22 protein-coding genes and 3 tRNA genes are annotated in these 23,192 nt (G+C 41.0%); 24 read left to right on the top strand and 1 reads right to left on the bottom strand.

Translation table 11 applies throughout. The annotated features are described in order from the left end of the window. Positions 1-50 precede the first annotated feature (50 nt). The 21 genes from KO525_RS11465 to KO525_RS11365 all read left to right on the top strand — a co-directional run bounded on the left by KO525_RS11465 (position 51) and on the right by KO525_RS11365 (position 17,959). Positions 51-1,307: an aspartate kinase gene (locus tag KO525_RS11465; RefSeq protein ID WP_215963952.1), complete on the top strand. Its 1,257-nt coding sequence runs from the start codon at positions 51-53 to the stop codon at positions 1,305-1,307. Between the two features lie 111 nt (positions 1,308-1,418). Continuing rightward, entirely contained in the window at positions 1,419-1,610 is a 192-nt protein-coding gene (gene csrA, locus KO525_RS11460; RefSeq protein WP_215963951.1) for a carbon storage regulator CsrA, read from the top strand. Between the two features lie 188 nt (positions 1,611-1,798). Beyond that, positions 1,799-1,891, top strand: a tRNA-Ser gene (locus tag KO525_RS11455). Between the two features lie 24 nt (positions 1,892-1,915). Beyond that, a tRNA-Arg gene (locus KO525_RS11450) sits at positions 1,916-1,992 on the top strand. Positions 1,993-2,016: 24 nt separating this feature from the next. After that, positions 2,017-2,093, top strand: a tRNA-Arg gene (locus tag KO525_RS11445). 799 nt (positions 2,094-2,892) lie between these two features. Further along, a complete protein-coding gene (locus KO525_RS11440; protein ID WP_215963950.1) occupies positions 2,893-3,144 on the top strand; it encodes an OadG family protein in 252 nt (83 codons plus the stop codon). Between the two features lie 10 nt (positions 3,145-3,154). Next, the gene (oadA, locus tag KO525_RS11435; protein ID WP_215963949.1) at positions 3,155-4,936 is read left to right on the top strand and encodes a sodium-extruding oxaloacetate decarboxylase subunit alpha; all 1,782 of its coding nucleotides are present in this window, start codon (positions 3,155-3,157) and stop codon (positions 4,934-4,936) included. Positions 4,937-4,940: 4 nt separating this feature from the next. After that, positions 4,941-6,071, top strand: a complete 1,131-nt coding sequence (locus tag KO525_RS11430) for a sodium ion-translocating decarboxylase subunit beta (RefSeq protein WP_215963948.1) — start codon at positions 4,941-4,943, stop codon at positions 6,069-6,071. Positions 6,072-6,319: 248 nt separating this feature from the next. Beyond that, the gene (locus KO525_RS11425; protein WP_215963947.1) at positions 6,320-7,951 is read left to right on the top strand and encodes a CTP synthase; all 1,632 of its coding nucleotides are present in this window, start codon (positions 6,320-6,322) and stop codon (positions 7,949-7,951) included. A gap of 58 nt (positions 7,952-8,009) precedes the next feature. Next, entirely contained in the window at positions 8,010-9,299 is a 1,290-nt protein-coding gene (eno, locus tag KO525_RS11420) for a phosphopyruvate hydratase (protein WP_215963946.1), read from the top strand. 94 nt (positions 9,300-9,393) lie between these two features. Next, on the top strand, positions 9,394-10,044 hold the full coding sequence (locus KO525_RS11415; RefSeq protein ID WP_215963945.1) for a hypothetical protein: 651 nt from the start codon (positions 9,394-9,396) through the stop codon (positions 10,042-10,044). Positions 10,045-10,112: 68 nt separating this feature from the next. Next, positions 10,113-10,397 (top strand): cell division protein FtsB, encoded by a 285-nt coding sequence (ftsB, locus tag KO525_RS11410; protein ID WP_215963944.1) that lies wholly within the window; start codon positions 10,113-10,115, stop codon positions 10,395-10,397. A 3-nt stretch (positions 10,398-10,400) separates the two neighbouring features. Next, on the top strand, positions 10,401-11,111 hold the full coding sequence (gene ispD, locus KO525_RS11405) for a 2-C-methyl-D-erythritol 4-phosphate cytidylyltransferase (protein WP_215963943.1): 711 nt from the start codon (positions 10,401-10,403) through the stop codon (positions 11,109-11,111). Then, on the top strand, positions 11,111-11,605 hold the full coding sequence (gene ispF / locus KO525_RS11400) for a 2-C-methyl-D-erythritol 2,4-cyclodiphosphate synthase (RefSeq protein WP_215963942.1): 495 nt from the start codon (positions 11,111-11,113) through the stop codon (positions 11,603-11,605). Before ispD ends, ispF begins: the two co-directional genes overlap by 1 nt. Next, positions 11,602-12,660, top strand: a complete 1,059-nt coding sequence (gene truD, locus KO525_RS11395) for a tRNA pseudouridine(13) synthase TruD (RefSeq protein WP_215963941.1) — start codon at positions 11,602-11,604, stop codon at positions 12,658-12,660. The genes ispF and truD overlap by 4 nt, the downstream gene beginning before the upstream one ends. Next, on the top strand, positions 12,641-13,393 hold the full coding sequence (surE, locus tag KO525_RS11390; RefSeq protein WP_215963940.1) for a 5'/3'-nucleotidase SurE: 753 nt from the start codon (positions 12,641-12,643) through the stop codon (positions 13,391-13,393). The genes truD and surE overlap by 20 nt, the downstream gene beginning before the upstream one ends. Before the next feature lies 1 nt (position 13,394). Further along, positions 13,395-14,030 (top strand): protein-L-isoaspartate(D-aspartate) O-methyltransferase, encoded by a 636-nt coding sequence (locus KO525_RS11385; protein ID WP_215963939.1) that lies wholly within the window; start codon positions 13,395-13,397, stop codon positions 14,028-14,030. After that, a complete protein-coding gene (locus KO525_RS11380) occupies positions 14,030-14,614 on the top strand; it encodes a YqaA family protein (RefSeq protein WP_215963938.1) in 585 nt (194 codons plus the stop codon). Before KO525_RS11385 ends, KO525_RS11380 begins: the two co-directional genes overlap by 1 nt. After that, on the top strand, positions 14,614-15,438 hold the full coding sequence (locus KO525_RS11375) for a peptidoglycan DD-metalloendopeptidase family protein (protein WP_215963937.1): 825 nt from the start codon (positions 14,614-14,616) through the stop codon (positions 15,436-15,438). Before KO525_RS11380 ends, KO525_RS11375 begins: the two co-directional genes overlap by 1 nt. 53 nt (positions 15,439-15,491) lie before the next feature. After that, entirely contained in the window at positions 15,492-16,472 is a 981-nt protein-coding gene (rpoS, locus tag KO525_RS11370; RefSeq protein WP_215963936.1) for an RNA polymerase sigma factor RpoS, read from the top strand. Between the two features lie 161 nt (positions 16,473-16,633). Then, positions 16,634-17,959 carry a M20/M25/M40 family metallo-hydrolase gene (locus KO525_RS11365; protein WP_215963935.1) on the top strand — a complete coding sequence of 442 codons (1,326 nt, stop codon included), beginning with the start codon at positions 16,634-16,636 and terminating at the stop codon, positions 17,957-17,959. Between the two features lie 142 nt (positions 17,960-18,101). Here the strand turns inward: KO525_RS11365 and mutS are convergent, their stop codons facing one another. After that, positions 18,102-20,699, bottom strand: a complete 2,598-nt coding sequence (gene mutS / locus KO525_RS11360) for a DNA mismatch repair protein MutS (protein WP_252736587.1) — start codon at positions 20,697-20,699, stop codon at positions 18,102-18,104. A gap of 104 nt (positions 20,700-20,803) precedes the next feature. Between mutS and KO525_RS11355 the strand changes: the two genes are divergently transcribed. From KO525_RS11355 to KO525_RS11345, 3 genes are all read left to right on the top strand, one after another. Further along, positions 20,804-21,307, top strand: a complete 504-nt coding sequence (locus KO525_RS11355) for a CinA family protein (protein ID WP_215963934.1) — start codon at positions 20,804-20,806, stop codon at positions 21,305-21,307. A 105-nt stretch (positions 21,308-21,412) separates the two neighbouring features. Next, positions 21,413-22,447 carry a recombinase RecA gene (recA, locus tag KO525_RS11350; protein WP_215963933.1) on the top strand — a complete coding sequence of 345 codons (1,035 nt, stop codon included), beginning with the start codon at positions 21,413-21,415 and terminating at the stop codon, positions 22,445-22,447. A 173-nt stretch (positions 22,448-22,620) separates the two neighbouring features. Continuing rightward, positions 22,621-22,977, top strand: a complete 357-nt coding sequence (locus tag KO525_RS11345; protein WP_215963932.1) for an energy transducer TonB — start codon at positions 22,621-22,623, stop codon at positions 22,975-22,977. Positions 22,978-23,192 lie beyond the last annotated feature (215 nt).

Here is a 23,192-nt window from a genome sequence, read left to right as displayed (position 1 = left end):
CCCAGCGTAAAGCTGGGTTTTTTGTTTATAACCCGATAAAAGAGAATAACTTGTCATTATTGGTGCATAAATATGGTGGCACATCGGTTGCCACTGTCGAGCGAATCAAGGCTGTGGCGGACCGTATCATTTATACGGTGCAACAAGGCCATCAAGTTGTTGTGGTTGTCTCGGCCATGGCAGGGGAAACTAATCGACTGATAGAACTTGCCGCTCAGGTTGATAATCAACCCTCGACTCGTGAGCTGGATATGTTGATTACCACAGGTGAGCAGGTGAGTGCGTCGCTACTTGCCATGGCGCTAGTGTCAAAAGGGTATTCCGCCATATCTTTACTGGCCGAGCAAATTGGCATAAAAACCAGTAGTGAATTTGGTAAAGCAAGAATTGAGTCGGTAAGCCCAAAGATTATTCAAGAGCACTTGTCCCACGGTCGAATTGTTATAGCCGCCGGGTTTCAAGGTCGAAATAAAGAAAATGATGTTACAACGTTAGGTCGTGGTGGCACAGACACAACCGCAGTGGCGATAGCTGCAGCGTTAAAAGCTGACGAATGCCTCATATATACCGATGTTGATGGTGTATACACCACCGATCCGCGCATTGAGTCCAACGCTAGGCGTATAAAGCACTTGTTGTTTGATGAAATGCTAGAGTTGGCCAGTTTAGGTGCTAAGGTCTTGCAGAAGCGCTCAGTTGAAATGGCCCTAAATCATTCAGTTAAGTTGCGGGTACTTTCGAGTTTTACCGATTACGATACGCCCTATGCGGATTCAGGCACCTTAGTCACTTATGAGGAAAACCTTTTGGAACAATTAGCGGTTACAGCGATTTCTGCGATTAAAGATGAAGCGCTAGTGTGGTTTCATGATTTAGATCCCACGCATCTGACACCAGCGGACATTCTTGGAATGGTAGCAGATGAACATATTGAAGTAGATATGGTTGTGCAATCGATAGCACGCGGGACAAATGGCAACAAGTTTGACTTCGCTTTTACTGTTTCTGAGGCCGATTATGACAAAACAATGTCCATATTGGGCGGGTTGTCACAAAAAAGTGAAAATAAATCAAATGATAATGTGCAAGGTCGCAAATCTATTGCTAAGATTTCAGTAGTAGGAGTAGGGATGAGATCTCATGTTGGCGTCGTTAGTAAAATTCTAAAGACGTTAGCAGATGAACATGTTCATGTGGATTTGATCTCGACTTCTGAAATCAAAGTTTCCATTCTCGTCGAACAGAAATATATGGAACTGGCAGTGAGAGCGCTTCACAGTGCTTTTGCGTTAAACAAATGTTATTAGTAGAAATTGGATGTTTGTGGCACTACCTGTAGAATCACTCTCGTCAGCTTTTTGCTGGATATACGGCTTTCCTCTGGAAAGTAACATAAGCAAGCATATAAGGAGCTAATAATGCTTATACTAACTCGTCGTGTTGGTGAAACATTAATGATTGGTGACGAAGTCACTGTCACTGTATTAGGTGTAAAGGGTAACCAAGTAAGAATTGGTGTTAACGCCCCTAAAGAAGTTGCGGTTCACCGTGAAGAGATATACATGCGAATTCAGGCTGAAAAAGGTGGAACACCTTCAGAAGCGGAATAAGCATTTAGCCGACCTTGAGTCGGCTTTTTTATTTTAACGTTTTAAATTGTATGTAAACTTGGTTGATTATCCGTCAATCTGATGGGTAAACTTTCAAATTGGTCAAAATCAAAGCAGACAGTAATTTATTTGTTATTTTTTGTTTGACTTATATTTTCAGATCATTACTATACGCATCCACATTGAGTGGAGAGGTGGCCGAGAGGCTGAAGGCGCTCCCCTGCTAAGGGAGTATAGGGTTTGTAGCCCTATCGGGGGTTCGAATCCCCCCCTCTCCGCCATTCAATGTGTGTTAAAGATATAGCGCGCTCGTAGCTCAGCTGGATAGAGTACCTGGCTACGAACCAGGCGGTCGGAGGTTCGAATCCTCCCGAGCGCGCCATTTTTTAACGTTGTTTCTTGTTGCGCGCTCGTAGCTCAGCTGGATAGAGTACCTGGCTACGAACCAGGCGGTCGGAGGTTCGAATCCTCCCGAGCGCGCCATGAAACAACCTTTTTATTACCACCCCAAACATTTCTAAACGCTCAACGCAGCGCACTACAAAACCCACTCAGTATAAAAACCACATCGGTATTCATTCGTTAACTCCAAACTTAATTCAATATCAAAATGTCTTAAACACCCTAATATTTTTGTAATTCTAATACGCATTGTTACGCCATAACCCAATTTCTCGTTTTTTCACAGCTTTGAATTCAGTCTGTTGTTGGGTTTTATTGATTTTCAATAAGCAATAACAAAGACGCTTAAAAATAATTTTGTTGTCCACGGTATCGCCTCGTATAAAATCGACTAACCTATAACGATTAGTTGACGAGTTTATAGGTTTGAGATGTATATTTTAGACGCCATAGTGTTTAGGATACTATTTCGGGTTTGGAAAACTGTTGGGCTCAAAAGTCCTGTTTAATTATCAATCACAGTTTGTATAAAAAAATAACAGCCGTAATTTTAGTTACCCCAAATTATATTACTTTACGAACGGTTAATATTCATTCTCGGATCTTCATTTTGGTTTTACATTATTACTAATTTGTAAAATGGACTGACCATTTGTGTCAAAGCTTTATTTTTACTGGTTTTCAGCTATATTTATTCGCTGAATTCGAGCTCTTTTATGCACCAATTTAGAAAAAATAACTTTTCTTTCTAACGTTTTCTGTGGTACTTAAGAGCTAATACTCTAATTTGATTACGTTGGGCGTTGCTTATTTATTCATTTATTGTGGAATAATATGCACCCAGATCAAATTGTTTAATTAAATACAACAGGGTTGGATTATGAATGTTACTGAGCTTTTAGTAGAAGCAGGCATACTTATGGTGGTCGGAATGTCGGTCGTATTTGTGTTTTTAACAATACTGATTTTTGCAACAAAAGGGTTAACCTCTTTTGTTCAATCATTCCCAGAGCCGGAAACGTCAACTCCCGCCCCAAGAAGAAATACACACTCTGCTACTGGCGATACATCACAACAAGTTGTCGCAGCAATAAGCGCTGCCATTAAACAACATCGCAAAAAGAACAATTAGAGGACGGAACATGAAAAAGCCATTATTACTTACAGAATTAGTGCTCAGAGACGCACACCAGTCGTTACTAGCGACTCGTATGCGCTTAGATGACATGCTACCAATTGCTGAAAAACTCGATAAAGCGGGTTATTGGTCTGTAGAATCTTGGGGTGGCGCGACTTTCGATTCGTGTATCCGTTATCTTGGTGAAGATCCTTGGGAACGTATTCGTGCATTAAAAGCGGCGATGCCAAATACTAAGCAACAAATGTTATTGCGCGGTCAGAATCTTTTAGGTTACCGCCACTATGCTGACGATGTCGTTCGTAAGTTTGTAGAACGTGCTCATAAAAATGGTGTTGACGTATTCCGTATTTTTGATGCAATGAATGACATCCGTAATTTAGAAACAGCTGTTAAATCTGCTGTAGATGTTGGCGCACATGCTCAGGGCACTATTTCGTATACAGTAAGCCCAGTTCATAATATCCAAATGTGGTTAGACATGGCTAAGCGTCTAGAAGATATGGGTTGTCACTCTATCTGTATTAAAGATATGGCCGGTTTATTAAAACCATATGAATGTGAAGAATTAATTTTAGGCCTTAAAAAATCTGTTGACCTACCGATTGCAATGCAATGCCATGCGACCACGGGTCTTTCTACCGCAACGTACCAAAAAGCAATAGATGCTGGTATTGATATGTTAGATACCGCCGTTAGCTCAATGAGTATGACGTACGGCCATACGGCAACTGAAACTATGGTTGCTATTGTTGAAGGCACTGAACGTGATACAGGCCTTGATCTTGTATTACTTGCTGAGATAGCCGCTTATTTCCGTGATGTTCGTAAGAAGTACGCGAAGTTTGAAGGTAGCATGAAAGGCGTAGATGCGCGTATCTTGTTAGCTCAAGTTCCTGGTGGCATGTTAACTAACATGGAAGGCCAGTTAAAAGAACAAGGTGCTGAAGACAAGTTTGACGAAGTACTTAAAGAAATTCCACGAGTTCGTGAAGACCTAGGCTTTATTCCTTTGGTAACGCCAACGTCGCAAATAGTAGGTACTCAAGCTGTTTTAAACGTATTGACTGGTGAACGTTATAAGTCAATTACCAAAGAAACTGCGGGTGTATTAAAAGGCGAATATGGCGCAACTGCTGCGCCAGTTAATGCTGAGCTACAAGCTAGAGTATTAGACGGTGCGGACGCTATCACGTGTCGTCCAGCAGATGTTATCAGTGATGAGCTTGAGTCTTTAACTGACGAATTAACCAATATTGCAGCGGATAAAGATATTACGCTAGCCGATGACCAGATTGACGACGTCTTAACGTATGCGTTATTCCCACAAATTGGTCTGAAATTTTTAGAAAATCGCAATAACCCTGAAGCATTTGAACCAGTCCCTACTGGTGACGTTGAATCAACCAAGTCATCTAAACCGGCAGTTGCAGACGGTGAACCTGAAGCGTATAGCGTTTCAGTCGATGGTAAAGTTTATGAAGTGGTTGTAGCGCCTTCTGGTGAGTTGACTTCAGTGGTAAGCAAAGGACCATCTGATGAAAGTGGTAAACAGCACGCAGCAGTAACTGGCAGCGAAACGTTGAATGCGCCACTAGCAGGTAATATTTTCAAGTTATTAGTTTCTGAAGGTAGCGCAGTTCAAGAGGGTGATGTTGTGATCATCATGGAAGCGATGAAAATGGAAACTGAAATTCGAGCTGCATCAAGTGGTGTTATTTCCTCAATCAATGTCAAAGATGGCGACTCGGTTTCAACCGGCGATGTCTTGCTAACTCTGGGGTAATATAATGGACGGATTGCATACGCTATGGGCATCAACGGCCCTTGCGAATTTTGAAATGGGTCAAATTGTGATGATGATAGTAGGCTGTGGCTTACTCTATCTCGCGATTGCAAAAGGCTTTGAACCTTTATTGTTATTACCTATTGGTTTTGGTGCCATTTTGGCTAACATTCCATTGGCGGGTTTTACTGATGAAGGCGGACTTTTATATTATATCTACCACATTGGAATAGAGACGGGGGTATTCCCGCTGCTAATCTTTATGGGAGTGGGGGCCATGACAGACTTTGGGGCGTTAATCGCGAACCCTAAGATGTTATTACTCGGTGCCGCAGCTCAGTTTGGTATTTTTGCGACCTTGTTTGGTGCCATATTATTAAACCTAATACCTGGTTTTGACTTTACCTTACAAGATGCGTCTGCTATTGCCATTATTGGTGGTGCTGATGGACCGACAGCAATATTCTTGGCGTCTAAATTGGCCCCTGATTTGTTAGGTGCAATTGCGGTAGCTGCATATTCTTATATGGCGTTGGTGCCAATTATTCAGCCTCCAATCATGAAAGCGTTAACGACAGTTGAAGAACGTAAAATCAAAATGGCGGAATTACGTCAGGTGTCTAAAAAAGAAAAAATATTATTTCCATTGGCAGTATTATTTTTATCAGCAATGTTCTTACCAGCATCAGCTCCGCTTGTCGGAATGTTCTGTCTAGGCAACTTAATGAAAGAATGTGGTGTTGTTGACCGTTTAAGCAATACAGCGCAAAACGAACTTATCAACGTCGTTACCATCTTCTTAGGTTTGGCTGTTGGTTCTAAGTTGAGTGCAGATAAATTCTTGACCGTTGATACGTTAGGTATTTTAGCATTAGGGGCTGTTGCATTTAGTATCGGTACAGCAGCCGGCGTTATGATGGCCAAAGTATTAGGTAAGTTTAGTAAAGAACCGATCAATCCGTTGCTTGGTGCTGCGGGTGTATCTGCGGTTCCGATGGCAGCGCGAGTGGTAAATAAAGTTGGTCTGGAAGCAAATCCACACAACTTCTTATTAATGCATGCAATGGGACCAAACGTTGCTGGTGTGCTTGGGTCAGCTGTAGCTGCCGGTATATTATTAGCACTCGTTGGTTAGTAAAATTAAATGGCTTGGGTAAAAACAAGCCATTTTTCAATTGTGGCTCATAAAAAGTACAATTGGGTAAGAAAAAAATAAATTAAGGGTCGATCCTAGATTGTTGGATTTGTGTTCGTTTGGTATACTTTCACCCCGTCCTGACAATCATCTGAAATAAAAAAACTTTCATCGCTGAATATTTGTTCAAGCGGTTTTTTTTGTTTTTGGGATGAGCACATATCGCAATCTATTTTTTTAAGGCTAGTATGACTACTCGATATATTTTCGTAACTGGTGGTGTTGTTTCTTCATTGGGTAAGGGTATTGCTGCGGCGTCCCTAGCTGCAATTTTGGAATCTCGTGGTTTAAAAGTTACCATGTTAAAACTCGACCCGTACATCAACGTTGACCCTGGCACTATGAGCCCAATTCAGCATGGTGAAGTTTTTGTGACCGAGGACGGCGCGGAAACAGATCTAGACTTAGGTCACTATGAACGTTTTATTCGTACCAAAATGACGAAGAAAAACAATTTCACTCAAGGACGTGTCTACCAAGATGTATTGGCTAGAGAACGCCGTGGGGGTTACCTAGGCGCGACGATTCAGGTCATTCCTCATATTACCAACGAAATTAAGCGTCGTGTTGTTGAAGGTGCTGAAGGCATGGATGTTGCCATCGTAGAAGTTGGTGGCACTGTCGGCGATATCGAATCACAGCCATTCTTAGAGGCAATTCGTCAGTTAGGCGTAGAAGTTGGTCGTGATAATGCAATGTACATGCATTTGACGCTTGTTCCATATTTAGGAACCGCTGGTGAAATTAAAACAAAACCGACTCAACATTCCGTAAAAGAACTACGTTCGATTGGTATCCAGCCTGATATTTTGATTTGTCGTTCTGACCGTGCAATTCCAGCTAACGAACGTTCTAAGATTGCTTTGTTCACTAACGTTGAAGAAAAAGCCGTTATTAGCTTAAAAGACGTTAGCTCAATTTATCAAATTCCGGCGTTGTTAAAGTCGCAGGGACTCGACCAACTTATTTGTCGTCGTTTCCACATTGATGTTCCAGAAGCAGACTTAACTGAGTGGGAACAAGTTTTATATTCAGAATCAAATCCAAACGGTGAAGTTAACATCGGTATGGTTGGTAAGTATGTTGAATTACCAGACGCCTATAAATCTGTAAACGAAGCCTTAAAGCATGCGGGCCTTAAAAACCGTCTGTCGGTAAATATTCAATATGTTGATGCTCAAGATGTTGAAGTAAAAGGGGCTGGCATTTTAAAAGATCTAGACGCGATCTTAGTTCCTGGTGGATTTGGTGAACGTGGTACAGAAGGCAAAATGTTAGCCGCGCAGTATGCCCGTGAAAACAAAATTCCATATTTAGGGATTTGTTTAGGAATGCAGGTTGCATTAATTGAGTTCGCACGAAATGTTGCGGGACTTGAAGGCGCCCACTCAACTGAATTTGACCCTGAAACACCGTTTCCGGTTGTTGGTTTGATAACTGAATGGTTAGACAAAGAAGGTCAAATTGAGTCGCGTACTGAAACTTCAGACTTAGGCGGAACTATGCGTTTAGGTGCACAACGTTGTTTCTTGAAACCAAATTCAAAAGCGCGTGAGGTTTACGGCAGCGAATGGATCGTTGAACGTCATCGTCATCGTTATGAAGTAAATAATAACTATATTGAACAACTCGAGAAAGCTGGTTTAGTTTTTGGAGGGTTGTCAGAAGATAAGAAACTGGTGGAAATGATAGAAATCCCAGGACATCCTTGGTTTGTCGCGGGTCAATTCCATCCAGAGTTTACGTCTACGCCTCGTGACGGGCATCCTTTGTTTGAAGGGTTTGTCGGTGCTGCGGGCGACTACGCAAAAAATAAATAAAACTTAGAATGCAGTCTGTTGGCTGCGTTTCACTTCACAACAAGTTAAGGAATTGGGAATGTCTCAAATTGTTAAAATCATTGGTCGTGAGATCATGGACTCACGCGGTAACCCGACTGTAGAAGCAGATGTATATCTGGAATCAGGCGCTGTTGGCCGTGCAGCTGCACCAAGTGGCGCATCAACTGGTTCACGTGAAGCATTAGAATTACGCGACGGAGACAAAGGCCGTTATATGGGTAAAGGCGTTGAATTAGCTGTTGCTAACATCAATGATAAAATTGCTCCGGTATTAATCGGTAACGACGCTCAATTGCAAGTTGCTATCGACCAACTAATGTTGGATTTAGACGGCACAGAAAACAAAGCAACATTAGGTGCGAATGCAATCTTAGCGGTTTCTCTTGCAAATGCTAAAGCTGCAGCGCTAGAAAACGGTGTAGCTCTGTTTGAACACATCTCAGCGTTAAATGGCACTAAGGGTGAATACTCTATGCCTGTACCTATGATGAATATTCTTAACGGCGGCGAACATGCTGACAATAACGTTGATATTCAAGAATTCATGGTGCAACCTGTTTCTGCTAAATCATTTAAAGAAGCACTACGTATGGGTGCTGAAATCTTCCACAACTTAAAATCAGTATTAAGCGAAAAAGGTCTTAATACCGCAGTTGGTGACGAAGGTGGATTTGCGCCAAACTTAGCATCAAATGAAGAAGCATTAGCTATCATTGAAATCGCGGTTGAACGCGCTGGTTACAAACTAAATGAAGACGTAACTTTAGCCCTAGATTGTGCTGCTTCTGAATTCTATTCAGACGGTATCTACAACCTTAAAGGCGAAGGGAAAGAATTCGATTCAGCTGGTTTCTGTGACTACTTAGCCGAACTTAGCGAAAAATACCCAATTGTTTCAATCGAAGACGGTCTTGATGAGTCTGATTGGGATGGCTGGAAACTTCTTACTGACAAAATCGGTGAAAAAGTACAGTTAGTTGGTGACGACTTATTCGTTACAAATACTAAGATTTTGCGTGAAGGCATTGAAAAGGGTGTTGGTAATTCTATCCTTATCAAGTTTAACCAAATTGGTACTTTAACTGAAACGCTTGAAGCTATTCGTATGGCTAAAGAAGCGGGATATACCGTTGTTATCTCTCACCGTAGCGGTGAAACTGAAGACTCAACGATTGCTGATTTAGCAGTTGGTACAGCGGCTGGTCAAATTAAGACTGGTTCTCTATGTCGTTCAGACCGTGTATCTAAGTACAACCAATTGTTACGTATCGAAGAACAGTTAGGCGATGTTGCTTATAACGGCCTAAGTGAAATTAAAGGTCAGTAATTATACTGGCTCGATAATCTTAAAAAGGGGAATTCATTGTGATTCCCCTTTTTTGTTTCTTGGTATTTTTTCGATATAGCGTTATATTTCTGACATGAAGACGCCTGACAATCAACCCAACTTATGGCAACAAAGAACAAACCATCAGGTTTTGTCTGAGCTTGCTAACGCCTTGTATGAACGTGAGCTTAAACGTTTATCCCAAGACGAAGGGTTAGATTTACAGACAATTCAAAAAAGACTTCGGTCTTTACCTTACTATATCAAACGAGCGTCGGAGCATATCGCCGAACTATACACTCCGCTCGATTTAGACAGCCAAAATGGCTCTTGGCTAGGTACACAATCGGCAAAGCCGTTCTCGATAAAAGCCGCCCCAGAAAAAACGGAAATGTATTATCAGCAACATGCCAAAATGGCACTCATTGTTCCTGTCGCAGTAAGTCATTATGGAATTGAACAAGTAAAGCTCGATACCATTGACGAGATTGATTGGGACCAAAAACGATTACATTGCAATGAACAAGGTTGGTTTCAATTTAACGGCCAGCAACTCGAACCCAATAGGCTCTACAACAAAACACTATTAAAGTTGGGTAAACCAATAATGTCTGCGGCATGTTGTGGCCATCAATGGCTTAATCTACACAAAACAACTCCAAGATTATTGAGTTTGCGTGAAATGTTATTGGCTAGTCGGATCAATTGGCAGCAATTTCACAAATTATTATCCCTGAATATGTAAACCCCTCTTTCTATATTCGTAAATCGTTTGCATAATAGCGTTATGACTAACCTTTAGATTTGCAAAGCGTGCGCCTAATTAATTTTTTGTTATTAGTATTAGCTTCCTTACTATTGTACCGACTCGTATTTGGTCACAATGGTGTGGATTTTTACAATTCGCATCGTAAAGAAGTAACAAAATTAAAACATGACAACGAACAATTAATTAAACGAAATGAACTCATTGCTGCGGACGTAAAAGATCTTAGTGTTGGACTTGAGGGAATTGAAGAGCGTGCTCGCAACGAGCTTGGCATGATTAGAGAGAATGAAACCTTCTTTCGTGTAGTACCAAAACGAGAGGATAATTAATCCATGACTGAACCATTGCCGAGTTTGGCAGTTGTTATCCCGGCAGCTGGCACTGGTAAACGAATGTTATCGGAAGTACCAAAACAATATTTAACCTTAAATGGTCTAACCGTTATAGAACAAACGATTAACAAATTCATCGAGTTACCTTTTGTTCATAGTATTATTTTAGCGCTGTCGGCAGACGACACCGTATTTTCAACTCTGTCAATTGCTCATCACCCTAAGGTGAAAACGGTTATCGGCGGAAAAGAACGAGCTGATTCCGTGTTAAGTGGCATTAGGTTTGCGTCAGAACTCGATTTGTCTTGGGTTATGGTGCACGACGCAGCGCGACCATGTGTTTTAGAACGAGACATTATTGAACTGTACCACCAATGCGTAGCGCAGCAGTCAGCAGGAATTTTAGCGGTACGCGTTAAAGATACAATGAAACGAGCAAAACCGGATTCAGTTTCGGTTGACCATACTGTTCCAAGAACAGACTTGTGGCACGCGTTAACACCGCAATGCAGCGATATTAAATCATTAGAAACGGCACTTGTTAGTCAACTGCAGGATGGATTAGTAAACTCTGCAGTAACTGATGAAGCCTCGGCACTAGAGTTAAACAACAAGCGGGTTTTGCTAGTGGCCAGCAGTGCTCGAAATATCAAAATTACTGAGCCAGACGACTTAGAATTAGCGCAATTATTTTTACAAAGTGAAGAGTGATGAATATTAGGATTGGAAACGGCTACGACGTACATAAATTTGGTGGAAACGGGCCTATCGTGCTTGCAGGGGTCAAGATCCCATATGAACAAGGTTTTGTGGCGCACTCTGACGGCGACGTCGCTATTCATTCATTATGTGATGCTATTCTCGGCGCATTGGCGTTAGGAGATATTGGCAAGCATTTTCCAGATACGGCTGATCAGTACGACAACATCGATAGTCGAATATTATTACGCCATGTTGTGAAATTAGTGAATGAGCTAGATTTTGTAGTGGGTAACTGTGACCTGACTATTATTGCGGAAGCGCCAAAAATGGCGCCTCATATCGAAAACATGCGTAAATGTTTAGCAGAAGATTTACTTGTGGACGTTTCTCAAGTATCGGTTAAAGCCACTACAACTGAGAAACTCGGTTTTCAAGGTCGTAAAGAAGGCATTGGCGTTCAAGCGTCAGTACTCATGTTTAAAACTAAAGTTGGAACAGAATGAGCGAATCCCCCCATTTTAAAGATTGGCGTTTAGACCATTGGCAATATGCGTACGGACAACCTACCGCAACGGCAATTTTTAAAGACGTACCAGAGGACTTTATCGTCACCGAAAAATTAGGTTATGACCTAACGGGTGAAGGTGAAAACCTGTATTTGTTAATTGAAAAAACCTCAATGAATACGCAGCAAGTGTGTATGCATTTAGCTAAAGTTCTGCAACGACGTTTACGTGATGTGGGTTACGCTGGTTTAAAGGACAAACACGCCATTACTCGGCAGTGGTTTTCGATTCAAATGAACGTTAAACAAGAACCAGACCTAACAGGTGTTGAAACACCTAATATTAAACTGCTACAAACGATTCGTCACAACCGAAAGCTTAAAGTCGGTTCGTTAAAATCCAACCAGTTTGATATTCAACTTAAATCTGTGTCTGACATTGCAGATGTCCAACGTCGATTGACCCATATTGCTGAGCACGGTGTTCCTAATTATTTTGGAGAGCAACGTTTTGGATTTAAGGGAAATAACCTAAATTGGGCTAATAGGATGGCAGACGGCGAAGCAATCCGTGATAAAAAAGTCAAAGGTTTCGGTCTATCGGGCGCACGTTCATTTTTATTTAATGAGGTACTCAGTGCTCGACTTGCAGGTAACCCAGAGGTAACTGCAATAGAGGGCGATGTTTTTGAATTAGCTGGCAGCAACTCTTATTTTCAACAACCATTGGCTCCTGAAATTCATCAACGTTTAGCTGAAAAAGACATCTACTTAACAGGTCCTATGTTTGGTGACGGCGAGATGTTGTCAAAAGGGGACGTTCAAACGCTTGAAAACGACATTGCTACCCAACATCCTAAATGGGTAAAGCTGCTGGTCGATAATGGCCTCAAACAAGAACGCAGGGCGCTGTGGTTATATCCACAAAATGTAAAACATACTCAAAGTGGCGACAATATAAGCCTTAGTTTTGAATTGCCGAGTGGCACATTTGCGACCTCTGTTATTCGCGAATGTATAAGGATATTAGAACGTGAAAATACTAGTCAGTAATGATGATGGTGTGCATGCTCCGGGATTAGAAGCGTTATATGAAGCGCTTTCTACACTGGGCGAAGTTACAGTTGTCGCGCCAGATAGAAATCTAAGCGGTGCCAGCAGTTCATTAACGTTGACCAATCCACTGCGTTTGCACAAACATAAAAATGGCTTTTATAGTGTAAACGGCACTCCTACAGATTGTGTTCATCTTGCCATTAACCAATTGATGAAAACACAACCCGATATAGTGGTAGCTGGAGTTAATCATGGTGCCAATTTAGGCGATGATACATTTTACAGTGGTACGGTTTCTGCCGCTGCGGAAGGACGTCATTTAGGTTTACCAGCGGTTGCTATGTCGTTGGTGAGTCGCAATGAAAATAACCTTAAAAGTGCTGCTAGAGTTGCCCGTGATGTAGTTGAGAACATTATTAAAAATCCGATACCTTCTGATCAGATCTTAAATGTCAATGTACCTGACTTACCTTATGAAGATATTGCAGGCTTTGAGGTGACGCGTTTAGGTCGCAGACATAAAGCTGAAATGATGCAAAAACAGCAAGATCCATGGGGACGGGATATTTATTGGTACGGTGAACTTGGCAGAGAATTAGATGCGGGTGAAGGTACTGACTTTTACGCCATCTCACTAAATAAGGTATCAATTACACCATTAAAAATTGATATGACGGCATACGACAGTTTAGAAACTGTTGCGAACTGGGTTAAACAATTAGAAATTTAATATGAATCAATTTGCACGAAGTGGTGGCGCACTGGTCAGCCAATTAAAAACTTTAGGTGTTACCAATGACAGTGTTCTAAACGCTATGTCTGAGGTTCCAAGACACTTCTTTATTGAATCTGTGCTGGCACATAAAGCCTATGAAAATACCGCTTTGCCTATTGGCCAGGGTCAGACAATTTCACAGCCATATATTGTTGGAAAAATGACGCAACTTTTGGTTGAACATAATGTCGAAACCAATGTATTGGAAATTGGCACCGGTTCTGGGTATCAGGCAGCCATTTTAGGTAAAGTATTTGATAAAGTCTTTTCTGTAGAGCGGATCAGAAACTTACAACTAAATGCCAAACGTAAGTTACAGCAGCTTGATATTTACAACGTGCAAATGAAGCATGGTGACGGTTGGCAAGGCTGGGAGTCAAAAGCCCCATTTGATGCCATCATAGTGACAGCGGCACCTAATGAAGTTCCACCCGCGTTGAAACAACAATTAAAAGATGGTGGTATTTTGATATTACCGGTTGGTGAACGTGTCCAACATCTTGTTAAAATTGTCCGGAATGGCGATACGTTCGTCGAAACTATTTTAGAACCCGCTAAGTTTGTTCCATTAGTGGCAGGAGCAACCATTTAGTGAAAATATTTACAACGCTTTACGATACATGTTTGAAGTGGGCAAAACACAAATATGCGACGGCATATTTAGCGGTTTTAACCTTTGCTGAATCCGTATTTTTCCCAATCCCACCAGATGTTATGTTGGCTCCAATGGTTTTGAGTCAACCTAAAAAAGCGTGGTATTTTGCGTCAATAACCAGTATTAGTTCTGTAATTGGTGGTATTGTCGGTTATTTCCTTGGTGCGTATTTATACGAGCCAGTTGTTTTACCTTTTATTGAAATGATGAGTTACCAAAGTAAGTTCGAAACAATAGTTAACTATTTTAGCGAATATGGCGTGCTAGTTGTGTTTGTTGCCGGATTTACCCCAATTCCATACAAATTATTTACAGTAAGCGCTGGTATGTTATCGATGGCGTTTTGGCCATTTGTATTTGCCTCTGCCATTGGTCGCGGCATGCGATTCTTTTTGGTTGCTGGGATCTTGTATTTTGGTGGCGAAAAAATGGAACATAAGATCCGCGAATACGTGGACTTTTTAGGTTGGTTAGTGATTGTGCTAATCGTAGGTTTGATCGGATATAAACAATTATTCTAATGAAAATAGTCGTAGTCGCCCTAATATCGTTTTTAATTTTAACGAGTTGCACGAGTCGAAAAGCGCCTGCACCTATCGCGGACATAAGCGACGCGGGGGTAAGCTATTTACCTTCTTATCGCAATACTTTGTCTGACGACACGTACGAAGTTAAACAGGGTGAAACCCTTTATTCAATCGCATGGCGTTCTGGGCAAGACTTTCGGTATTTGGCTCAAATAAATAAAATAGATAAACCATTCAATATTTACCCGGGCCAAAAGTTAATCATTAACCCCAAAGCAGTCGTTAATAAAGCTGAACCACCAAAGCAGGTTATAGTGGGCGTAGTAGACAGTTTAGGAAAAAATAACAAAAAACTTATTGCAAAAGAAAAGTCAGAGGAGTACGGTAAAAAACAACAGGATCATAGAGATACACAAAAAGCTAATAAAGATCCGTTCCCTAGTAAGATCCGCAATTGGCGGTATCCTAGTAAGGGAAAAATAATTGAGACTTATTCAAGCCGTGTAAATGGCAACAAAGGACTCGATTTTGGTGGAAAAGAAGGTGACTCCATTATTGCTGCAGCAGACGGCAAAGTGGTTTACGCTGGCAGTGCGCTTCGAGGTTATGGCAATTTAATTATTGTCAAACATAACAATGATTATTTGAGTGCTTACGCTCACAATCGTTCACTAAAAGTGAAAGAACAAGATTGGGTTAAGGCAGGTCAAGTGATTGCAGAGATGGGAAAATCCGGATCTGATCGAGTGCGTTTGCATTTTGAAATCCGATTCCGTGGCCGTTCTGTTAATCCACTTAAGTACCTTCCAAAACGTTAAGCACTCGATTTCAACACCTGGATGATCCACTGAAGGGTAAATTGGAGGCGTGTATGAGCCAAACTAGTGTTAAAAACATCGAAACGGACGCAAAAGTTGACCTATTAGAATTAGTCGAACCTGACATTAATGACATTGAAGATGTCGCAAAGGAAGAAAAGGAAGAAGTTGTAGCGAAAGCCGACCAGCCAAAAAACTTAGACGCCACTCAAATCTATCTTAGTGAAATTGGATTTTCACCATTACTATCCGCCGAAGAAGAAGTCTTTTTTGCTCGCAAAGCCTTAAGAGGATGCGATGCCTCCCGCAAGCGTATGATCGAAAGTAATTTACGACTCGTTGTTAAAATTGCCCGTCGTTACAATAATCGTGGTTTAGCTCTATTAGATTTAATCGAAGAAGGTAATTTAGGTTTAATTCGAGCAGTGGAAAAATTCGACCCAGAACGTGGATTCCGTTTCTCTACTTACGCGACCTGGTGGATTAGACAAACAATTGAACGCGCGATAATGAATCAGACACGAACGATTCGTTTGCCTATACATGTGGTGAAAGAACTAAATGTTTATTTACGTACGGCGCGAGAGCTTGCCCAAAAACTCGATCACGAACCTACAGCAGAAGAAATAGCAGCAACTCTAGATCGCCCAGTAGAAGACGTTTCTAAGATGTTACGTTTAAACGAGCGCATTAGCTCTGTCGACACACCAATCGGTGGTGACTCGGATAAAGTCTTGTTAGATATTATAGCGGACGACAGAGGCAAGAGCCCTGAAGTTAAAACGACGGATGATGATATAAACGACAATATTGTTAGCTGGTTAGAGCAACTTAATCCAAAACAACGTGAAGTTTTGGCTCGTCGATTTGGTCTGTTGGGTTATGAACCTTCGACACTTGAAAATGTGGGTAAAGAAATTGGCTTAACGCGCGAACGTGTTAGGCAGATCCAAGTTGAAGCGTTACGTCGTTTGCGGGACATGGCGACTCATGAAGGCCTTAACATGGAATCCTTGTTTAAAGTCGAAGTGTAAAACCTAATGTTTTTAATTAAAGCCAGCGGCCAACCCGCTGGCTTTTTTAATGTTTCCAATTTATTGCCGATATCGCTCTATTAGATGAGTTTTTATTGGCGTTGTTTAACTCTAATCGTATTAGAATCACCAATTTTAAGATGTTAATTTCAAGGATACTAATGACTAAATTTTCTTTTCTCTTAATGGCGTTTGTTTTTTTTGTAAGTGATGCCTCAGCACAAGATAAATATCAAGATGAATTACTAGCAGACCTGACGTATCTCGCGTCTGATGACTTAAAAGGTCGAGCCAATTTTAGTCCTGAAATTGACGTCGCTGCAGATTATATCCAAAACCGATTTAAAGAAATCGGACTGAAGCCTTTTCGGGGCGAAAAATCATTTTTACAGGCTGTTCCTGTTTATAAATATGCGGTAACAGAAGCGAATTTAAAACTGAACAATACGGTAATCGACGGCGTAAATTTGGCGGTTGTCAGTACGGCGGATGGTGACAGTTCGTTTAATTTGGATATGTTATCCGTTACGCATGTAGGGCCAGGGCAAGAACTGAAAACTGAATTGCGCCAGCTGAATATGTTAGGTGGTAACCACTTAGTACTAATCGACAATAGCCATGTGAAATGGTTTAACATTTATCGAAATTATTTCTCCCGTGGATTAACGAAAAAAAGTCTAAGTGAGCGAGGGACTCTCTTTTTGGTTCTAACAGATCTCACTTCAGTAAAATCGGCCGTTGCCGACGCAGAAGTTAAGTTGGAGATAAAAGAATTATTTAATGTTGTGGGTGTATTGCCTGGGCAAGAGTTGAAAGATGAGTATGTATTATATTCATCTCATTATGACCATTTAGGTATGATGCCTGAAGACCAAAGTAGCAGTGCAGATAAGGATAGAATTTTTAATGGTGCTGACGACAATGCATCTGGAACTTCCGCCGTTATTAATTTAGCAGCGCAATTTGCGGCGCAAAACAAAAACAAACGCACGTTAATATTTTCAGCCTTTTCGGGTGAAGAAATTGGTGGTTTTGGTTCTAAGTTTTTTTCAAAACAATTGGATCCGGCAAAAATTATTGCCATGGTTAATATTGAAATGATAGGTAAACCATCAAAGTTTGGTCCAGGTATTACTTGGATTACGGGTCCTAAGCGTTCTAATTTTATGACGCTCATTAATAACTATTTGGAGCCAGAAGGCATCAAAGTTCATGCAGATCCGTATCCAGATCAAAGATTGTTTTATCGCTCGGACAACGCCTCTTTAGCTAAGTTTGGCGTGCCTGCTCATTCGTTCTCTACAACACAATTAGATAAAGATATCCATTATCATCAAGTGACCGATGACGTTTCAACGCTAAATCTTGAATCGATGAATAACGTAGTGAATACCATAAAGCTATTTTCTGAGGGAATAAATGATGGGACGATTACACCGAGTCGAATAGAACCAAAGCCAGAGCAAGCTTCCGGAAAAATATACTAAGTTTCGCTGAATGATCTATTAATTATGTGAATCGTATACATAGAAGTAAAAAGGCCCGACACAAAATGTTATTTTGGTCGGGCCTTTTTTATGCCTCAATTAAAAGTTAGCTTTAACCGTTAAATGGCAATAGTAAGATGTTCTATTTTATCTTTTGCTTTAATTCTAATATCAATTGCCATGCTTGGCGCGGTGACAACTCATCGATATCGGTTTGATTTAAAATATCGACAACCTCAGACTGCTCCATGACTAATAATGGCATCTGTGGAACTTGGTTGTCCGCAGAGGTCGGGGTTGCGCCGGTAGGAATGTTATTCGATTCTAAATAGTGCAGTTTGGCTTTTGCAAAAGTAAGTATTTCTGGTGGTAGACCCGCAAGTTTAGCCACTTGTATCCCAAAGCTTTTACTCGCAGCGCCAGGTTGAACTTGATGCATAAAGACGATGTCGTCACCGTGTTCATGGGCATCGAGGTGAACATTAAATACGCCTTTTTGTTGTTCTGCATATTGTGTCAGTTCAAAATAATGGGTGGCAAAAAGCGTTAGTGCGCCAATCTTATTAGCAAGATGCTGGGCACAGGCCCAAGCTAAACTTAGACCGTCGTAGGTACTTGTCCCGCGGCCAATTTCATCCATTAGCACTAATGAATTAGGCGTCGCATTATGCATTATGTTCGCAGTTTCCGTCATCTCAACCATAAAGGTTGAACGGCCAGAAGCCAGATCATCGGATGCACCGATACGGGTAAATATCCTGTCAATATTACCAATTTGTGCACGCTCAGCAGGAACAAAACTACCTATATTAGCAAGCAAACAAATCAGTGCGATTTGGCGCATGTAGGTTGATTTACCGCCCATATTTGGCCCTGTGATAATCGCTAGGTGGTTTTGCTGGTCGAGTTCCACAGGGTTTGCAATGAAAGGTTCTGTCATGACTTGTTCAACAACCGGGTGACGACCGCCTTCGATTTTAACAAAGCGACCTTCGACCAATTCTGGTTTTGCGTAATTTAAGGCATCGGCGCGTTCTGCAAAATTGTTTAATACATCGATTTGGGCAATTGCGTCAGACGCCAACTGTAAAGGCTCAATCAATGTCGCTAGGTGTTCGAGCAATTCTTCATATAAACGTTTTTCAAGCGCTAATGCTTTACTTTGACTGCTCAGGACTTTCTCTTCGTGTTCCTTTAACTCTGGAATAATATAACGTTCGTTGTTTTTTAATGTTTGACGACGAATGTACTCCGATGGCACTTTATCTGAGTACGCTTTACTTATATCAATGTAAAAGCCGTGCACTCGATTGTAGCCGACTTTTAGTGTGCTAATTCCTGTGCGTTCACGTTCGGATATTTCCAATTGCTCAACAAATCGAGTTGCGCCAGCACTGAGTTCTCGCCATTCATCTAATTCGTCGTTGTAACCCGGTGCAATAACGCCACCGTCTCGAATAAGTACCGGTGGATTATCAATAATCGCCTTTTGTAGTAAATCAGATAGCTCAGGAAACGTTTGAATTTGGTTGTTAAGTGCTTTAAATCGTAGTGCGGTCGCATCACTTACCAAGGCCTTTAAGGCAGGAAAAACCAATATTGCACTTCGTAGACGTGCTAAATCCCGAGGTCGAGCCGAACGAAGCGCAAGGCGGGCAACAATTCGTTCAATATCACCTATTTGTTTTAATATGTCAGAAAATTCGTCGTAATTAGCCTTGTTATATATGTGTTCAACGGCTTCTAGTCGAGCATTTATTTCACTGTGATTGCGGCGTGGTAGGTGGATCCAACGCTTTAGAAGTCGGCTTCCCATTGACGTTGATGTTTTATCTAATACCTGTGACAAGGTATTTTCCTGCCCACCACTTAGATTTTGCGTTAACTCTAGATTACGGCGCGTAGCTGAATCCAAAATTATTGTATCTTCAATAGATTCCAAAACTACCGCACGGATATGTGGCAAAGCAGTACGCTGAGTGTCTTTTACGTATTGCATCAAACAACCCGCAGCGCAAATGGCAACAGGTGCATTAGTTACGCCAAAGCCCGCAAGGTCTTTTGTTTTAAATTGTTGTGCTAAAACGCGTTCGCTGGTTTGTAAATCATATTCCCAGTCGGGACGTCTGCGAGTTCCCTTAATGGATTGTAATAAGCTCAGATGCGGAAAACTCTCAGGAAATAACAACTCTGCTGGGGAAAGACGTGTCAGGGTGGCACTTAGATCCGCGATTTGGTCAAACTGGTTTATTAAAAATCGACCACTGTTAATATCCAGATAAGCGATACCAAATTGTTCACCTGACTTAGTGGAAGATGAATAAACTGAGCAAATTAGGTTATCAGCCCGCTCATTTAATAGATTTTCATCACTAACGGTGCCAGGGGTAACGATTCTTACCACTTTGCGTTCGACAGGACCTTTACTTGTCGCTGGGTCACCAATTTGCTCACATAGGGCGACTGACTCTCCCATTTGCACTAGACGCGACAAATAATTATCGACCGCATGATAAGGTACGCCGGCCATAGGAATAGGTTGCCCAGAAGACGTACCTCGTTTGGTTAACGATATATCAAGTAACTCGGCGGCTTTTTTTGCATCGTCAAAAAAGAGTTCGTAAAAATCGCCCATTCGGTAAAACAACAAAATTTCGTGATGATCTTTTTTCATCGACAAATATTGTTTCATCATTGGAGTTTGTTGCGAGATGTTTTCAGGGCTGTAAATATCGGTCATAAAAGCGTTAACAGAATAGTGATTTAGTCTATGATATCGAACATTGTCCCAGATCAAAAACCGTCTGTCTTGCTAAATTTACTGACAAAACATGAGGTATCCAAATGGAAAACAAAATATACAAACAGAGTCAATTATTAGGTGACTTATTGTTAGCCAAAGGTTGGAAGATAACGACCGTTGAATCCTGTACCGGTGGCGGTATAAGCAACGCAATAACAGAGGTTGCAGGGAGCTCGGGATATTTTGATTGTGCCTATGTAACTTACTCAAACGAAGCGAAACATAGGTTGGTCGGTGTTAATACCGAGACGTTAAATACTTATGGCGCGGTATCGGATGAAACCGTTCACGAGATGGCAAAGGGCGCGCTAAATGCAGCTAATGCTAATGTGGCAATTGCCGTTAGTGGTATAGCAGGCCCAGGTGGCGGTACAGAATTTAAGCCAGTTGGTACAGTTTGGTTAGCGATTGCGACAAGGGACAGTACTCAAGTTGAAAAAAGTACTGTATGGTCACAGTGTTTTACATTTTCAGGTAACCGAAGTGAAATACGACAAAAAGCTACTGAGGTGGCGTTAACAAAGGCCTGTGAGCTAGTTGGCTGAAAATATTTAAATAAATAAAAATTTTTATTGATACTGTTTAATTATACAGTATACTTTGCAGCAAGTTATGACGAAATGCATAAAAACAAATTCTTGGAGATTAAGATGGACGCGAATAAAGAAAAAGCGTTAGGCGCAGCTTTACAGCAAATTGAACGTCAATTTGGTAAAGGTTCAATCATGAAGCTAGGCGATAGCAAGGCGCTAGATATTGACTCAATTTCAACAGGTTCACTTGGTCTGGATATCGCGCTTGGTATAGGCGGTTTACCTTGTGGTCGTATCATCGAAATCTATGGTCCAGAATCGTCAGGTAAAACAACATTAACGTTACAAGTTATTGCGGAAGCGCAAAAAGAAGGTAAAACCTGTGCGTTTGTTGACGCAGAACACGCATTGGACCCAATTTATGCCTCTGCATTAGGCGTAAATGTCGCTGAGCTCTTAGTATCTCAACCAGATACCGGTGAGCAAGCATTAGAAATTACGGATATGCTAGTTCGCTCTGGTGCAGTAGATGTATTAATTGTTGACTCCGTTGCAGCATTAACACCAAAGGCAGAAATTGAAGGTGACATGGGCGACTCTCACATGGGTCTACAAGCCCGTTTGATGTCTCAAGCATTACGTAAGTTAACAGGTAACATTAAACGTTCGAATACGTTATGTATTTTCATTAACCAAATTCGTATGAAAATTGGTGTGATGTTCGGTAACCCAGAAACGACAACTGGTGGTAACGCACTTAAATTCTACGCTTCAGTTCGTTTAGACATTCGTAGAATTGGTTCGGTTAAAGAAGGTGATGAGGTTATTGGTAACGAAACGCGAGTTAAGGTTGTCAAAAACAAGGTTGCTCCGCCATTTAAGCAAGCTGAATTTATTATTATGTATGGCAAAGGCATTTCTAAAGAAGGTGAGTTGATTGACCTTGGCGTGAAGCACGGCGTGGTAGATAAGGCTGGTGCCTGGTATGCCTACGGCGGTGATAAAGTTGGTCAAGGTAAAGCTAACTGCATTAAGTTCTTAAAAGAGAACACTGCAATGGCTGACGAGATCGAAGGAAAATTACGTGACATGTTGTTATTAAAAGCTGAAATCAAAGATGAAGAAGCAGAAGATAAAGAAGCGACATTGTAATTAGTAAATAAGAATTGAAAAAGCCGTGTTTAATACACGGTTTTTTTATGCCTAAAATTTTTATTAAGGTTAAAAACCATATTAAGCTAACATCTGAAATTGTGCTAAATTAGCATTTAATTACAAAAAACTAATGACGGAATAGTCACTCTTGTATGATAGGGACGCGTTTTGTGAACAAGTATCGTTTTTTTCAAGCTAATAAATTTAAGACTATCTTACTTGCAGCGAGTGTTTTTAGTAGTTCTTCCTTTGCTGAATTTCAAAGTTCAGAGGTGATAAAAAAAGTTTCGCCTAAATATCCTAGAGAGGCTTATTTAAGGCAAATAGAAGGTTACGTTTCAGTGATTTTTGTTGTCAATAAAAAGGGGGAAGCTGAAGATATCGAAGTCATAGATGAAAAACCCAAAAGAATTTTTCGTAAATCAGCGCTAAATGCTCTGAAAAAGTGGAAATTTAAGCCGGCTATGGATGATGGCAAACGGACAACAGACATTATGGAAATTACCATAGATTTCAATATGCATTAGCGAGTTGTCGAGTTTATGTAAGTTTGTTATTAACTAGAATAGTTTCCCTTTTTAGTATGTCGAACGTAAGCACCCCAAAGGTTAATTTGTTTTTCTTCAAAATTGAAATTTTCCACAATAGAATTTAGCAAGTTGTTACCACCTATAATTCCTGAGTCACTCTACCTCCCACATCCATGTGGTCGTCGGTTTTGTCTCCTGAGTCACTCTACCTC

The sequence above is a fragment of the Psychrosphaera sp. B3R10 genome (assembly GCF_018861025.1).
GTDB lineage: Bacteria > Pseudomonadota > Gammaproteobacteria > Enterobacterales > Alteromonadaceae > Psychrosphaera > Psychrosphaera algicola.
The sequence above is the reverse complement of the archived record's forward strand: the minus strand, read 5'-3'. Positions and strand labels throughout refer to the sequence as shown.

Coding starts and splice junctions, on each gene's coding strand:
- csrA (WP_215963951.1), top strand. CDS start 1,419: ATGCTTATACTAACTCGTCGTGTTGGTGAAACATTAATGATTGGTGAC.
- KO525_RS11440 (WP_215963950.1), top strand. CDS start 2,893: ATGAATGTTACTGAGCTTTTAGTAGAAGCAGGCATACTTATGGTGGTC.
- oadA (WP_215963949.1), top strand. CDS start 3,155: ATGAAAAAGCCATTATTACTTACAGAATTAGTGCTCAGAGACGCACAC.
- KO525_RS11430 (WP_215963948.1), top strand. CDS start 4,941: ATGGACGGATTGCATACGCTATGGGCATCAACGGCCCTTGCGAATTTT.
- KO525_RS11425 (WP_215963947.1), top strand. CDS start 6,320: ATGACTACTCGATATATTTTCGTAACTGGTGGTGTTGTTTCTTCATTG.
- eno (WP_215963946.1), top strand. CDS start 8,010: ATGTCTCAAATTGTTAAAATCATTGGTCGTGAGATCATGGACTCACGC.
- KO525_RS11415 (WP_215963945.1), top strand. CDS start 9,394: ATGAAGACGCCTGACAATCAACCCAACTTATGGCAACAAAGAACAAAC.
- ispD (WP_215963943.1), top strand. CDS start 10,401: ATGACTGAACCATTGCCGAGTTTGGCAGTTGTTATCCCGGCAGCTGGC.
- ispF (WP_215963942.1), top strand. CDS start 11,111: ATGAATATTAGGATTGGAAACGGCTACGACGTACATAAATTTGGTGGA.
- truD (WP_215963941.1), top strand. CDS start 11,602: ATGAGCGAATCCCCCCATTTTAAAGATTGGCGTTTAGACCATTGGCAA.
- KO525_RS11385 (WP_215963939.1), top strand. CDS start 13,395: ATGAATCAATTTGCACGAAGTGGTGGCGCACTGGTCAGCCAATTAAAA.
- KO525_RS11375 (WP_215963937.1), top strand. CDS start 14,614: ATGAAAATAGTCGTAGTCGCCCTAATATCGTTTTTAATTTTAACGAGT.
- rpoS (WP_215963936.1), top strand. CDS start 15,492: ATGAGCCAAACTAGTGTTAAAAACATCGAAACGGACGCAAAAGTTGAC.
- KO525_RS11365 (WP_215963935.1), top strand. CDS start 16,634: ATGACTAAATTTTCTTTTCTCTTAATGGCGTTTGTTTTTTTTGTAAGT.
- mutS (WP_252736587.1), bottom strand. CDS start 20,699: ATGACCGATATTTACAGCCCTGAAAACATCTCGCAACAAACTCCAATG.
- KO525_RS11355 (WP_215963934.1), top strand. CDS start 20,804: ATGGAAAACAAAATATACAAACAGAGTCAATTATTAGGTGACTTATTG.
- recA (WP_215963933.1), top strand. CDS start 21,413: ATGGACGCGAATAAAGAAAAAGCGTTAGGCGCAGCTTTACAGCAAATT.